The organism is Kitasatospora aureofaciens, assembly GCF_019192735.1.
GTDB classification, from domain to species: domain Bacteria; phylum Actinomycetota; class Actinomycetes; order Streptomycetales; family Streptomycetaceae; genus Kitasatospora; species Kitasatospora aureofaciens_A.
On the sequence record NZ_JAHTKP010000001.1, the window covers coordinates 293,645 to 307,089 of the forward strand.

The 13,445-nt window shown below is 73.7% G+C and carries 10 protein-coding genes; 8 read left to right on the forward strand and 2 right to left on the reverse strand.

Going from position 1 to position 13,445, the window contains the following annotated elements; all coding sequences use genetic code 11:
• The first annotated feature begins 345 nt into the window (after positions 1–345).
• From KV557_RS01270 to KV557_RS01280, 3 genes are all read left to right on the forward strand, one after another.
• Entirely contained in the window at positions 346–714 is a 369-nt protein-coding gene (locus KV557_RS01270) for a BlaI/MecI/CopY family transcriptional regulator (protein ID WP_218197820.1), read from the forward strand.
• On the forward strand, positions 711–1,598 hold the full coding sequence (locus KV557_RS44335) for a M56 family metallopeptidase (protein WP_218197664.1): 888 nt from the start codon (positions 711–713) through the stop codon (positions 1,596–1,598). Before KV557_RS01270 ends, KV557_RS44335 begins: the two co-directional genes overlap by 4 nt.
• 109 nt (positions 1,599–1,707) lie before the next feature.
• The gene (locus tag KV557_RS01280; protein ID WP_218197665.1) at positions 1,708–2,799 is read left to right on the forward strand and encodes a hypothetical protein; all 1,092 of its coding nucleotides are present in this window, start codon (positions 1,708–1,710) and stop codon (positions 2,797–2,799) included.
• A gap of 134 nt (positions 2,800–2,933) precedes the next feature.
• Here the strand turns inward: KV557_RS01280 and KV557_RS01285 are convergent, their stop codons facing one another.
• The gene (locus KV557_RS01285; RefSeq protein ID WP_218197666.1) at positions 2,934–3,893 is read right to left on the reverse strand and encodes a GlxA family transcriptional regulator; all 960 of its coding nucleotides are present in this window, start codon (positions 3,891–3,893) and stop codon (positions 2,934–2,936) included.
• Positions 3,894–4,003: 110 nt separating this feature from the next.
• Between KV557_RS01285 and KV557_RS01290 the strand changes: the two genes are divergently transcribed.
• Entirely contained in the window at positions 4,004–4,957 is a 954-nt protein-coding gene (locus KV557_RS01290) for an NADP-dependent oxidoreductase (protein ID WP_256176759.1), read from the forward strand.
• A 90-nt stretch (positions 4,958–5,047) separates the two neighbouring features.
• Here the strand turns inward: KV557_RS01290 and KV557_RS01295 are convergent, their stop codons facing one another.
• Complete coding sequence (locus tag KV557_RS01295; protein WP_218197667.1) at positions 5,048–6,142, reverse strand: C40 family peptidase; 1,095 nt, start codon at positions 6,140–6,142, stop codon at positions 5,048–5,050.
• Between the two features lie 298 nt (positions 6,143–6,440).
• Between KV557_RS01295 and KV557_RS01300 the strand changes: the two genes are divergently transcribed.
• The 4 genes from KV557_RS01300 to meaB all read left to right on the forward strand — a co-directional run bounded on the left by KV557_RS01300 (position 6,441) and on the right by meaB (position 13,405).
• On the forward strand, positions 6,441–8,093 hold the full coding sequence (locus tag KV557_RS01300) for a serine/threonine-protein kinase (protein WP_218197668.1): 1,653 nt from the start codon (positions 6,441–6,443) through the stop codon (positions 8,091–8,093).
• A gap of 132 nt (positions 8,094–8,225) precedes the next feature.
• Positions 8,226–10,163 carry a methylmalonyl-CoA mutase subunit beta gene (locus KV557_RS01305; RefSeq protein ID WP_218197669.1) on the forward strand — a complete coding sequence of 646 codons (1,938 nt, stop codon included), beginning with the start codon at positions 8,226–8,228 and terminating at the stop codon, positions 10,161–10,163.
• Positions 10,160–12,397 (forward strand): methylmalonyl-CoA mutase, encoded by a 2,238-nt coding sequence (gene scpA, locus KV557_RS01310; protein WP_256176760.1) that lies wholly within the window; start codon positions 10,160–10,162, stop codon positions 12,395–12,397. Before KV557_RS01305 ends, scpA begins: the two co-directional genes overlap by 4 nt.
• A gap of 12 nt (positions 12,398–12,409) precedes the next feature.
• Complete coding sequence (gene meaB, locus KV557_RS01315; protein ID WP_218197670.1) at positions 12,410–13,405, forward strand: methylmalonyl Co-A mutase-associated GTPase MeaB; 996 nt, start codon at positions 12,410–12,412, stop codon at positions 13,403–13,405.
• Positions 13,406–13,445: the final 40 nt, after the last annotated feature.

Genomic DNA, 13,445 nt, shown 5'->3' on the forward strand with positions numbered 1-13,445 from the left:
GCTCTCTGCAGAGAGGGCGGGCGCACGGGCCGTACGGCGGGCGCGCGGGGCCCATCTTCAGACTCCCGTCGTCCGCCGGAGGGCGGGCGTGGCGGCGTTGGGGTGCGTGCATCGCAAGGCGGAGGAGGAAGTCCATGCGGTGGGGGCACCTCCCGGCCGAAGGCTGGGGGACATCGGCGACCGACGACAACGCCGCGAGGCGCGTGCCCTGGGGGTACCTCCCGGCCGCCAGGCTGGGGGAGCGTCGCCGCGCAGACGGGAGTCTGAAGACGGGCCCGTACGATGGGCGGGTTCCAGCGGGCGGCGGGCGCCGGCGGGGGTCGGCGAGGGAGTGTTCGGACGGTGCTGCGCGGGTTCGGCGATCTGGAGGCCGAGATCATGGACCGGCTCTGGTCCTGGGGCCGGCCGGCCACGGTGCGCGAGGTGGTCGACGACCTCCAGCGGCAGCGGCCGGTCGCCTACACCACCGTCACCACGGTGGCCGACATCCTCCACACCAAGGGCTGGCTGCGCCGGGACAAGGTCGGCCGCGCCTGGCTGTACGAGCCGACCTGCACCCGGGAGGCGTACACCGCGCAGCTGATGCACCAGGCGCTGGAGACCACGCCCGACCGCGCAGGCGCGCTGCTGCACTTCGTCGACCGGATGAGCGGCGACGAGGCCACCGCCCTGCTGGCCGCGCTGGAGCAGGTGAAGACCCGGGACGAGCGGTGACCCTCGCCCTGCTCGGCCTCTACCTGGCCGTGGTCGGGTTCGCCCTGCCCCGGCGGCTGGCCGGCTCGCCCCGCCTCCAGGCGCACCCGGCGGCCGGCGCCGCGCTCTGGCTGGCGCTGATGGCCTCGTTCCTGGTCGCCCTGCTGCCCGCCGCCCACCACGCGACCGGGCCGTTCGCCCACGAGCCGGCCGGCCTGGTCGGGCTGATCCCGCACGCCGAACCGGCCGTGCCGCTGGCCCCGCACACCCACGACTGGTGGCTGCTCACCGCTGCCGCCGCCGGGCTCGGCGCGGTGGTGGCGGCCGTCGGGGTGCGGGCCGGGCGGATGCGGCGGCGGCACCGGGCGGTGCTGGACCTGGTGACGGTGCGCGACCGGCAGTGGGACGCGCTGGTGCTGGAGCACGCCTACCCCACCGTCTACTGCCTGCCCGGCCGACGCTCCCGCGTGGTGGTCTCGCGGGGGGCGCTCGACCTGCTCGACGAGCGTCAGCTCGCCGCCGCCGTGGCGCACGAGCGCGAGCACATCCGCGGCCGGCACCACCTGTTCCGGCTGCCGGCAGACGCCTTCGCACTCTTTCTCGGCCGACTGCCGCTCGCCCGCCGGGGGCGGGCGGAGGTGGCGCTGCTGCTGGAGATGGCGGCCGACGACGCGGCGCTGACGCGGGTGTCGCGCAGCGAACTCGCCTCCGCTCTCTGTGCGTTGGCCACCTCCCCCGCTCCCCCGGGCGGCGCGCTCGGCGTGGCGTCCACCGGCGTGCTCGCCCGGGTACGCCGGCTCGCCCGGCCGGGAGTTGGCGGGCGGCGGCGCCAACTGGCGTGGCGGATGGGCGTGTTGGCGACTCCTCTGCTGCCCTACCTGCTGGCGTGCGCGCCGCATCCGTAGCGCGCCCCGGGCCTTGAACTTCGTCCACTGACCGCCCATCAGGATTGTCGGTGTGATCGGTTAGCCTGCCCCCGACACCGCACCGTGCGGTGCGCACAAGGGGGAATCAATGTCCACGCACACCCGCGTGAAGGCTGCCCGCTGGACCACGGCGATCGCCGCGGCCGCCGTCCTGGCCCTGACCGGCACCGGCGCCGAGGCGGCCGCACCGGTCTCCGGCACCGAGGCCGTCATCACGGTCGGCGCCCGCGGCGCGCTGCCGGTCGTCAGCCCGGACGGCACCAAGGCGTACGTCGTGGCGACGGAGGCCGACAACACGCTCAAGGTCAAGGTGGTCGACACCCAGTCCGGCGCGATCACCGGCCAGCTCACCCTGGGCACCACCGCGTTCAGCGTGTACCCGGCGCTCAGTGCGGACGGCTCGCGCCTGTACGTCGTGAACGGGCCGCAGCTCACCGTGGTGAACACCGCCGCGCTGACGGCCGTCGCCACCGTCGCCCTGCCCGACCAGCCCCGCCAGGCCGGCTGGTACCCCGGCACGCCCAGCGGGGTCGCGGTCAGCCCCGACGGCGCCAAGGTCTACGTCGTCCAGAACGGGCCGACGGCCTACCGGCAGTACGGACCGGGCCGGGTGCTGGCGTTCGCCACCGCGCAGCAGGCCTTCACGGCGTCCGTGCAGGTGCCCGGCAGCTTCACCGGCACCGCCGCGGTCCGGCCGAACGGCCAGGACGTGTACGTCGGCAGCAGCTCCGGGGTCTCCCACCTGAACACCGCGGGCGCCGCGCCGACCCTGGTCGGAACCATCGCCGGCACCGACCTCGACTACCGCCCCGTCCTCACCCCCGACGGCACCCGCCTGATCGCCGTCGCCGACGGCTCCAAGGGCGGCCAGGCCGACCTGATCGACCCCGCCACCGACACCGTCACCAAGCACGTCGCCCTGACCAGCGGCTACACCAGCCTCACCAACCCGCAGATCAGCGTGGACGGCACCCGGCTCTACGTCACCAACGACAACTACGACTCGGGCTCGTCGGTGTTCTCCTTCGACTCCACCACGGGCGCCGCCTACCCGGCCGAGACCGTGAGCCCCGACGAGGACCAGCTCAACGGTCTCGCCGTCGGCCCCGACGGGCACACCCTCTACATCGGCGGCACCATCGGGAGCAGCGCCGCCAACCTCCAGATCGTGAGCAACTGACCCGCCGGGCCCGGCCACCTCGGAAGGGGCGGCCGGGCCCGTCGGCACTGCGCCGGCAGCGGCGAGGAGGTGCCGGGCGCAGCAAGGAGCCGGCGCCGAGGCCGGAGCGGCGGGCCTGCGGACGGTGGGCCGGGTCAGGCAGCGCGGAAGGTGCGGCGGTAGGTCTGCGGGCTGACGCCGATTGCCGCGTGGAGGTGCTGGCGCAGGGATGCGCCGGTGCCGAGGCCCGCGCGGCGGGCGACCAGGTCGATGGGCCAGTCGGTGGTTTCCAGGTAGTGGCGGGCCAGGTCGACGCGTTGGCGGGTGAGCCACTGGCCGGGGGTGGTGCCGGTCTCCTCGCGGAAGCGGCGGGAGAAGGTGCGCACACTCATGTTCGCGTGGGCGGCGAGGCCGGCCAGGGTGAGCGGTTCGGCGAGGCGTTCCATCGCCCAGGCCTGGGTGGCGGCGGTGCCGGCGGCGGTCGGCGCGGGGACCGGGCGGCGGATGTACTGGGCCTGGCCGCCGTCGCGCCACGGCGGGACGACGCAGGAGCGGGCCACCTCGTTGGCGATCCCGCTGCCGTGGTCGCGGCGGACCAGGTGCAGGCACAGGTCGATGCCGGCGGCGACCCCGGCGGAGGTGAGGATGTCGCCGTCGTCGACGAACAGGACGTCGGGGTCGATCCGGGTCGTGGTGAACATCCGCTGCAGCCGGTCGGCCTCGCGCCAGTGCGTGGTGGCGGGCCGGTGGTCGAGGAGGCCGGCGGCGGCCAGCACGTACGTGGCGGTGCAGATCGCGACGATCCGGGTGCCCGGGCGGACGGCGGCGAGCGCCTCGCGCAGCGCGTCGGGCAGTCGGCCGTCCTCGCGGATCGGGCCGAGGGACCGCGAGGGCGGGATGACGACGGTGTCGACGGCGGCCAGCAGGGCGGCGTCGTGGGAGACGGCGAGGTCGTAGTCGGCGTCGGTGCGGACCGGGCCGCCGTCCAGGCTGCACGTGGTCACGGTGTAGAGCGGGGCGCCGGTCTCGTCCCGGGCGGCGCCGAAGATCCGGGCCGGGATGCCGAGCTCGAAGGGGAAGACGCCGTCCAGGGCCAGTACGCCGACGTGGTGCATGGCCGGATCCTTTCACCACGTGGCCGTCGCGCCACCACCAGGGGCCGCCGCCCACCGGCACGCTGACGGTGCGCCCGGAACCACGGGCCCGTGATTAGAGGAGTACGGACATGTCCCACACCATGCGCGCGATCTCGCAGGACACCGCCGGCGGCCCGGAGGTGCTGCGGCTGGTGAAGACTGCCCGCCCGGAGCCGGGCCGGGGCGAGATCCTGGTGCGGGTGCACGCCGCCGGGGTCAACCCGGCCGACTGGAAGACCCGTTCGCGCGGCACCTTCGCCGACGGCGGCACGCCCCCGTTCACCCTCGGCTGGGACGTCTCGGGCGTGGTGGAGGCGATCGGCTACGGCGTGACGATCTTCCGCCCCGGCGACGCGGTGTACGGCATGCCGAGCTTCCCGCACCCGGCGGGCGGCTACGCCGAGTACGTCGCGGCTCCGGCCCGGCACTTCGCGCCCCGCCCGCGGGGCCTGAGCCACGTCGAGGCGGCCGGACTGCCGCTGGCCGCGCTCACCGCCTGGCAGGCCCTGGTGGACACCGCCGACGTCCGGCCCGGTCAGCGGGTGCTGGTCCACGCGGCCGCGGGCGGGGTCGGCCACCTCGCCGTCCAGATCGCCAAGGCCCGCGGCGCGTACGTGATCGGCACCGCGAGCCGCGCCAAGCACGACCTGCTGCGCGAGCTCGGCGCGGACGAACTGGTCGACTACCGCACGACGGACTTCGCCGAGGCCGTCCGCGATGCCGACCTCGTCCTGGACCCGATCGGCGGCCCCAGCTGGTCCCGCTCGCTGCGCTCCCTGCGCCCCGGCGGCACCCTGGTCTCCATCGAGCCGCCGACCGACGCCTTCCCGGTCGCCGAAGCCGAGGCGGCGGGCGTGCGCGCCGTGTTCATGCTGGTCGAGCCGGACCGGCAGGGCCTGGTGGAGGTCTCCCGGCTGGTCGAGACCGGCCGTCTGCGGGTGCTGGTCGACTCCGTCCTGCCCCTGGGGCGGGCCGCCGATGCCCACCGCGTGGGCGAACTGGGCCGCACCACCGGGAAGATCGTCCTGTCGGTCACCGAATAGGCTCCGGATGGGCTCCGGATGGGCTCCGGCCTCGGGCAGAGAGCCGAAGCCCGCCCCCGCCGGAGCCGGAGCGGGCCGGTGCCGGCGCGGTCAGACCGGACGGACGGCGCCCATGTACTGCATCGCGGAGATCGGGAGCACCTCGATGTTCTTGCCGGTGCGGGGGGAGTGGATCATCTTGCCGTCGCCGATGTAGATGCCGACGTGGTGCAGGTCGCTGTAGAAGAACACCAGGTCGCCGGGCTGGAGGTTGGCGCGGTCGACGTGCGGTCCGTCGTTCCACTGGTCCTGGGACATCCGGGAGATCCTGACGCCCGCCGCTTTGTACGCCATGCTGGTGAGGCCGGAGCAGTCGAAGCTGTCGGGGCCGGTCATGCTCCAGCCGTACGGCTTGCCGAGCTGGGCCTGGGCGAACGCGATGATGTTGGCGGCCCGGCCGCCGGCGGACGGCACCGGGGCGCTCATGTCGGGGCGCTCGGCGGAGCGGGAGGCACGGTCGGTCGCGGCGGCCTGGGCGGTCTGGGCGGCCTGCTGGGCCTCGGCCTTGGCCTTCTCGGCGGCCTGCTGGGCGTTGACCTTGGCGCGGTCCTCGGCGCTCAGCTTGTTGAGCATGGCCTGGGCCTGGGAGAGCTTGGTCTGGATCTGCTGCTTCTTCGCCGCCAGTTCGGTGCCGACCGAGTCGAGCTGGGCGAGCGTGGCGGTGGCCTCGGCGCGGTCCTGGTCGAGCTTGCGCTGCTCGTCCTTGGCCTGCTTGAGCAGGGCCGTCTGGGTGTCGGCGACCTGGTTCTGCACCGAGGCGCGCTCCAGGTAGGCGGCCGGGTCGGAGTCGAGCATCAGCTGGACGGACGGGTCGATGCCGCCGTTGCGGTACTGGTCGGCGGCGACCGCGCCGAGCCGGGTGCGCAGCTCGTTCATCGCCTCCTGTCCGCGGGCGACCTTCTCCTGCAGCTTGTTGGCCTCGCCCTGCAGCTTCTGCTGCTTGTCCCGGAAGCCGTTGTACTGCTCGACGGACTGCTCGGCCTCCTCGTTGAGCTTGTCCACCTGCTCCTTGACCGAGGCGAGGGTCGGGGTCGGCTCGGCGTGGGCGGTGCCGGAGGCGAGCACCGCGCCGCCGGCCGCCATGGCCGTGGTGAGGACCGCCAGGCGGGCCCGGCTCGGGGGGCTGGGCTTGCGGCGCTTTCCCATCGCGGTGGGCTCCTTCGGGGGACGGGCGGGGACGTTCGGTGACACTCCAGGAACGTACGAGGGACGTTCGCGGGTTCATTCGAGGCGTCCGAGGACGCGCGCAGGGCGTCCGAGGACGCGAACGGGACGGCGAAGGACGCGAACAGGACGGCGAAGGACGGGCGGGGCCGTACGGGGGATGCCGTCCCCACCCACCTTCTTCGAAGTAACTTAATACTTCTTCGAAGTAACTTAATAGATGAGGGCCCAGGTTCCGCAATCCCCTCCCCCGCCCCCGCCGGCACGGCAAGATGCCGCCATGACAGATTCAGGGGGACGCACCGCGGGCACGGCCCTGCCGGGCATGCTGATCGACGGCCGGTACCGGCTGACGGCCCGTCTCGGACGGGGCGGCATGGGAACCGTCTGGCGGGCGACCGACGAACGCATACACCGCCAGGTCGCGCTCAAGGAGCCCCTGTTGCCCGACGGCCTGGACGAGACCGAGCGCACCGAGCGCTGCCGCCGGATGGAACGCGAAGCGCAGGCGATGGCCGGCATCCGGCACCCGCACGTCGTCCGGGTGCACGACATCGCCACCGTGGACGGCCTGCCCTGGCTCGTCATGGAGCTGGTGGAGGGCGAGAGCCTGGACGTCACGCTCGCCACCGGCACCCTCGACGTCACCGAAACCGCCGCCGTCGCCCGGCAGTTGGCCGCCGCGCTGGCCGCCGTACACGAGGCCGGGGTGGTCCACCGGGACGTCAAGCCGGGCAACGTCCTGCGCACCCGGTCCGGCGACGTCCTGCTCACCGACTTCGGCATCGCCCAGCTCGACGACGGACTCGACCTCACCCGGACCGGGCTGGTGATCGGCTCGGTGCCGTACCTCTCGCCCGAGCGTGCCGCCGGGCTGCGCCCGGGCCCGGCCGCCGACATCTGGGCGCTCGGCCTGGTGCTGTTCGAGCTGCTGGAGGGCGTCAACCCGTACCGGCGGCAGTCCGTCCCGGCGACGATGGCCGCGATCCTCCGGGACCCGGTGCCCACCCCGCACCGGGCCGGGCGGCTGACCAGCCCGATCCTGCGCCTGCTGGAGCCCGACCCGCAGCGCCGGCCGACCGCCGCCGAGGCCGTCCGGCTCTTCACCGAGCCGGCGACGGCAGCCACGGCGGCACCGACGGCGGTGCTGCCGACCCCGGCGTCGCGGACGACCGTGCTGCCGACGCCGACGGCCGTCGAGCCGGTCGCGCCCCCGGCCGGTGCTCCCACGGAGAGCCCCGCCACCGTGCGCCTGACGTCCGGCGGCCGCCCGTCGCTGCTCGCCCGGCTGCCCCGTACCCGGCGCGGCCGGATCGCCACCGCCGTCGCCGTGCTCGCCGTCGCCGCCGGTGGCGTGACCGCCTGGCTGATCAACGGGCGCCCGGCCGACACCCCACCGCCCGCCGCCGTCCCGCGCGGCTACACGGCGCAGCGGGTCGACGCGCTCGGCCTGGGCGTCGCCGTTCCCGCGTCCTACGCGGCCAGCATCGGTGCGGACGAGGCGAGTTGGAGCAGCCCGGACGGTCTCACTCAGATCCAGATCCGGGACGAGGGCGCGGCCTCCAAGACCGCCCGCGAGTACGCCGACGACCGGTTGAAGGACCTGCACAAGGCCGCGTCGACCTGCCACAACGATTCGCCGCTGGACATCTACGCGGTCGGCGTGATGCACGACACGCAGTCCGTGCTCCACTCCGGCGGAGTGAACGCCGCAGCCCTGGAGTACAACTTCACCCGCATCTCCGAGTGGCGCTACGACTGCCTGGTGGGCGAGCCACAGCACGACCTGGAGATGGAGCAGTACCTGGTGCACGACAAGCACGTGCTGCACGTGACCGTGCAGTTCATCTGGAACCGCAGGAACAACACCGACAACACGTCCGACAACCGCCAGCTGTACCAGAACGTCAGCGGCTCGCTCGCGTTCTCCTGAGAAGGCGCTCCCGCGAGAAGGCGCTCCCGTTGCACTCCACCCCCCGTGGAGTGCAACGATGCGCAAAATCGAGGGCAAGGTCACACCGCCCGGCCCTCCTGCGCCCTCGCGAACGGGCGCTAACCTGCGGGCATGAAGGTCCCGCCCGAAAGGCTCCCCCTGGCCGACGAGTTCCCGGCCGCGCACCGCGAGCAGTGGCAGCAGCTCGTCGAGGGCGTGCTGCGCAAGTCCGGCGCGCAGCCCGCGGACGCCGCCGCCGCAGAGCAGGCGCTCTCCACCGAGCTCCAGGACGGCCTGCGCGCCCGCCCGCTGTACACCGCCGAGGACACCTCGGCCGAGCCCGGCTACCCGGGCTTCCCGCCGTACCTGCGCGGCGGCCGGCCGCAGGGTTCGGCCGTCGCCGGGTGGGACGTCCGCCAGCGGCACGCCGACCCGGACCGGCGGCGGGCCAACGAGGCGGTCCTGGCCGACCTGGAGAACGGCGTCGGCTCGCTCTGGCTGGAGCTGGGCGGGGACGGCCTGCCGGTCACCGCGCTGACCGAGACGCTGACCGGGGTGTACCTGGACCTGGCCGCCGTGGTGCTCGACGCGGGCGCCGAATTCGCGGACGCCGCCGAGCAGTTGTTCAAGCTGTACGAGGAGCGCGAGGTCTCCCCGGCCGCCGCCACGGGCAACCTCGGCGCCGACCCGCTGGGCCTCGCGGCCCGCACCGGCGACACCGCCCGCACCGACGCACTGCTCGCCGACGCCACCGCGCTGGCCGCCCGCTGCGCCGCCGACTACCCGGGCGTCCGCGCGCTGACCGTCGACGCCCTGCCGTACCACGAGGCCGGCGCCTCCCCCGCCCAGGAGCTGGGCTGCGCGCTCGCCACCGGCGTCGCCTACCTGCGCGCCCTGACCGCCGCCGGGCTGTCGGTGGACGCCGCGCTCGGCCAGCTGGAGTTCCGCTACGCGGCGGACGCCGACCAGTTCCTGACGATCGCCAAGTTCCGTGCGGCGCGCCGCCTCTGGGCCCGCGTCGCCGAGGTGTCGGGGGCGTCCGCCGAGGCCTCGGCTCAGCGCCAGCACGCCGTCACCTCCCGGGTGATGATGACCGCGCGCGACCCGTGGGTGAACATGCTGCGCACCACCGTCGCCTGCCTGGCGGCCGGGGTGGGCGGCGCCGACGCCGTCACCGTGCTGCCGTTCGACAGCGCGCTCGGCCTGCCCGACGCGTTCGCCCGCCGGGTCGCCCGCAACACCCAGTCGATCCTGCTGGAGGAGTCCCACCTGGCCCGGGTGATCGACCCGGCGGGCGGCTCCTGGTACGTCGAGCAGCTGAGCGAGGAGCTGGCGCACGCCGCCTGGGACTGGTTCCAGGAGATCGAGCGGGCCGGCGGCCAGCAGGCCGCGCTGACCGACGGGCTGGTCGGCGAGCGGATCGCGGCGACCTGGGCGGAGCGCTCGGTGAAGCTCGCCAAGCGGCGCGAACCGGTCACCGGCGTCAGCGAGTTCCCACACCTGGACGAGCAGCCGCTGGTCCGCGAGCCGGCCCCGGCCGCGCCCGGCGGCGGGCTGCCCCAGGTGCGCCGCGCCGAGGCGTACGAGGCCCTGCGGGACCGCTCGGACGCGCACCTGGCGGCCACCGGCGCCCGGCCGACGCTGTTCCTCGCGTCGATCGGCACCGCCGCCGCGCACACCGCGCGCACCACCTTCGCCGCCAATCTGTTCCAGGCCGGCGGCATCGCGACCGTCTCCGCCGAGGGCGTCGATGCGACCGCATTCGCCGAGGCCTTCACCGCCTCCGGCGCCACGGTCGTCTGCCTCTGCTCCAGCGAAGCGCTGTACGGCGAGCACGCCGAGGCCGTCGCCGCCGCCCTCAAGGCGGCCGGGGCGCGGCGGGTGCTGCTGGCCGGGCGGCCCGGCGAAGTACCCACGGGAGTGGACGAGTTCATCTACGCGGGCGGTGACGCGGTCGCCGTCCTCACCTCGCTGCTCGACCAGATCCTCGACCCCGTAGACCCGACCGTCGACCCGATCCTCGACCAGACCGTCGACCCGACCCTCGACCAGATCGGAGGGGCTCGATGATCCCCGACTTCACCGGAATCGGGCTGGACGGCGACGCCGCCCGGGACGTCACCGCTCGGGACGGCGACGCCGCTCGGGACGTCACCGACGAGCAGTGGCGGGCCGCCTGGCGGCAGTCCACCGGCAAGGACGTCGACGAGCTGGTCTGGGACACCCCCGAGGGCATCGGCGTCAAGCCGCTGTACACCGCGGCCGACCTGGCCGGACTGGACTTCCTGGAGACCTACCCGGGCATTGCCCCGTACCTGCGCGGGCCCTACCCGACCATGTACGTCAACCAGCCGTGGACGGTCCGCCAGTACGCGGGCTTCTCCACCGCCGAGGAGTCCAACGCCTTCTACCGCCGCAACCTCGCGGCCGGCCAGAAGGGCCTCTCGGTCGCCTTCGACCTGCCGACCCACCGCGGCTACGACAGCGACCACCCGCGCGTCACCGGCGACGTCGGCATGGCGGGCGTGGCCATCGACTCCATCTACGACATGCGCCAGCTGTTCGACGGCATCCCGCTGGACAAGATGTCGGTGTCGATGACCATGAACGGCGCCGTCCTGCCCGTCCTGGCGCTGTACATCGTCGCCGCCGAGGAGCAGGGGGTGCCGCCGGAGAAGCTGGCGGGGACCATCCAGAACGACATCCTCAAGGAGTTCATGGTCCGCAATACGTACATCTACCCGCCGCAGCCGTCGATGCGGATCATCTCGGACATCTTCGCGTACACCTCGCAGAAGATGCCCCGGTACAACTCGATCTCCATCTCCGGCTACCACATCCAGGAGGCCGGGGCCACCGCCGACCTGGAGCTGGCCTACACCCTGGCCGACGGGGTGGAGTACCTGCGCGCGGGCCTGGACGTGGGGCTGGACGTGGACGCCTTCGCGCCGCGGCTGTCGTTCTTCTGGGCGATCGGCATGAACTTCTTCATGGAGGTCGCCAAGCTGCGCGCGGCCCGGCTGCTGTGGGCCAAGCTGGTCAAGCAGTTCGACCCGAAGAACGCCAAGTCGCTGTCGCTGCGCACCCATTCGCAGACCTCCGGCTGGTCGCTCACCGCGCAGGACGTGTTCAACAACGTCACCCGTACGTGCGTGGAGGCGATGGCCGCCACCCAGGGCCACACCCAGTCGCTGCACACCAACGCCCTCGACGAGGCGCTCGCGCTGCCCACCGACTTCTCCGCGCGCATCGCCCGCAACACCCAGCTGCTGCTCCAGCAGGAGTCCGGCACCTGCCGGGTCATCGACCCGTGGGGCGGCTCGGCGTACGTCGAGAAGCTCACCCACGACCTCGCGAACCGCGCCTGGCAGCACATCCAGGAGGTCGAGGCGGCCGGCGGCATGGCCAAGGCGATCGACGCGGGCATCCCCAAGCTGCGCGTCGAGGAGGCCGCCGCCCGCACCCAGGCCCGCATCGACTCCGGCCGCCAGCCGGTGATCGGCGTCAACAAGTACCGGGTGGAGAGCGACGAGCAGATCGACGTGCTCAAGGTCGACAACTCCTCGGTGCGCGCCCGCCAGATCGAGAAGCTGCGCCGGCTGCGGGAGGAGCGCGACGAGGCCGTGACGCAGGACGCGCTGCGCGCGCTGACCCGGGCCGCCGAGGCCGGCCCGCAGCGCGGCGGCTCGCTGGACGGCAACCTGCTGCACCTGGCCGTCAATGCGGCCCGGGCCAAGGCCACCGTCGGCGAGATCTCGGACGCCCTGGAGAAGGTGTACGGCCGCCACTCCGGCCAGATCCGTACCATCTCCGGTGTGTACCGAGACGAAGCGGGCCCGTCGGCCTCCCTCCAGCGCACCCGGGACCTGGTCGAGCGGTTCGAGCAGGCCGAGGGCCGGCGGCCGCGCATCCTGGTCGCCAAGATGGGCCAGGACGGCCACGACCGCGGCCAGAAGGTGATCGCCACCGCCTTCGCCGACCTCGGCTTCACGGTCGACGTCGGCCCGCTGTTCCAGACCCCGGCCGAGGTCGCCCGCCAGGCCGTCGAGGCGGACGTGCACATCGTCGGCGTCTCCTCGCTCGCCGCCGGGCACCTCACCCTGGTGCCCGCGCTGCGCGCCGAACTCGCCGAGGCGGGCCGAGAGGACATCACCATCGTGGTCGGCGGGGTGATCCCGCCGCAGGACTTCGACGCGCTGTACGAGGCCGGCGCGGCGGCGGTCTTCGGCCCGGGCACGGTCATCCCGGAGGCCGCGCACGATCTGCTGGCGGCGCTGGCGGCCGACCTCGGCCACGAGCTGTAGGCCTTCGCTCAGATGCCTCCTCGGACGATCGACCTCGACCAGTACGCGGCCGGCGTGCGGGAGGGCTCGCGCGCCTGGATCGCGCGGGCCGTCACGCTCGTCGAGTCCACCCGGCCCGACCACCGCGCGCTGGCGCAGCAGCTGCTCCAACGGCTGCTGCCGCACGCGGGCGGCGCGGTCCGGGTGGGCATCACCGGTGTGCCCGGTGTCGGCAAGTCGACCTTCATCGACTCCTTCGGCACGATGCTGACGGGGTTGGGCCACCGGGTCGCAGTGCTGGCCGTCGACCCGACCTCCAGCCGCACCGGCGGCTCCATCCTGGGCGACAAGACCCGCATGGAGCGCCTCGCCGTCGACCCGCACGCCTTCGTCCGCCCCTCCCCGACGTCCGGCACGCTGGGCGGCGTCGCCAAGGCCACCCGGGAGTCGATGGTGGTGATGGAGGCGGCCGGCTACGACGTGGTGCTGGTGGAGACGGTCGGCGTCGGCCAGTCCGAGACGGCGGTGGCCGGGATGGTCGACACCTTCCTGCTGCTCAGCCTGGCGCGGACGGGGGATCAGCTGCAGGGCATCAAGAAGGGTGTCCTGGAGCTCGCCGACGTCATCGCCGTCAACAAGGCGGACGGCCCGCACGAGACGGATGCTCGCGCGGCGGCACGCGAACTCGCGGGCGCGCTGCGGCTGTTGCAGGCGCCGGACGCGGCGTGGACGCCGCCGGTGCTCACCTGCAGCGGGCGGGACGGCGCCGGGCTGGACGTGGTGTGGGAGCGGTTGCAGCAGCACCGCAAGGTACTGGACGCCACCGGCGCCCTGGCCGCGAAGCGGCGGGACCAGCAGGTCGAGTGGACCTGGGCGATGGTCCACGACCAACTCTTCGCCCGCCTGCACGAACACCCGGAAGTGCGGCGGCTCGCCCCCGAGTTGGAGACCCAGGTTCGCGCCGGCACATTGCCCGCCGGCCTAGCCGCCCAGCAGATCCTGAACAGCTTCTTCGGCGCCTCGTCCTAACGATCACAACCGGCCGCGAACCCTGCCACCACAGCGGCAG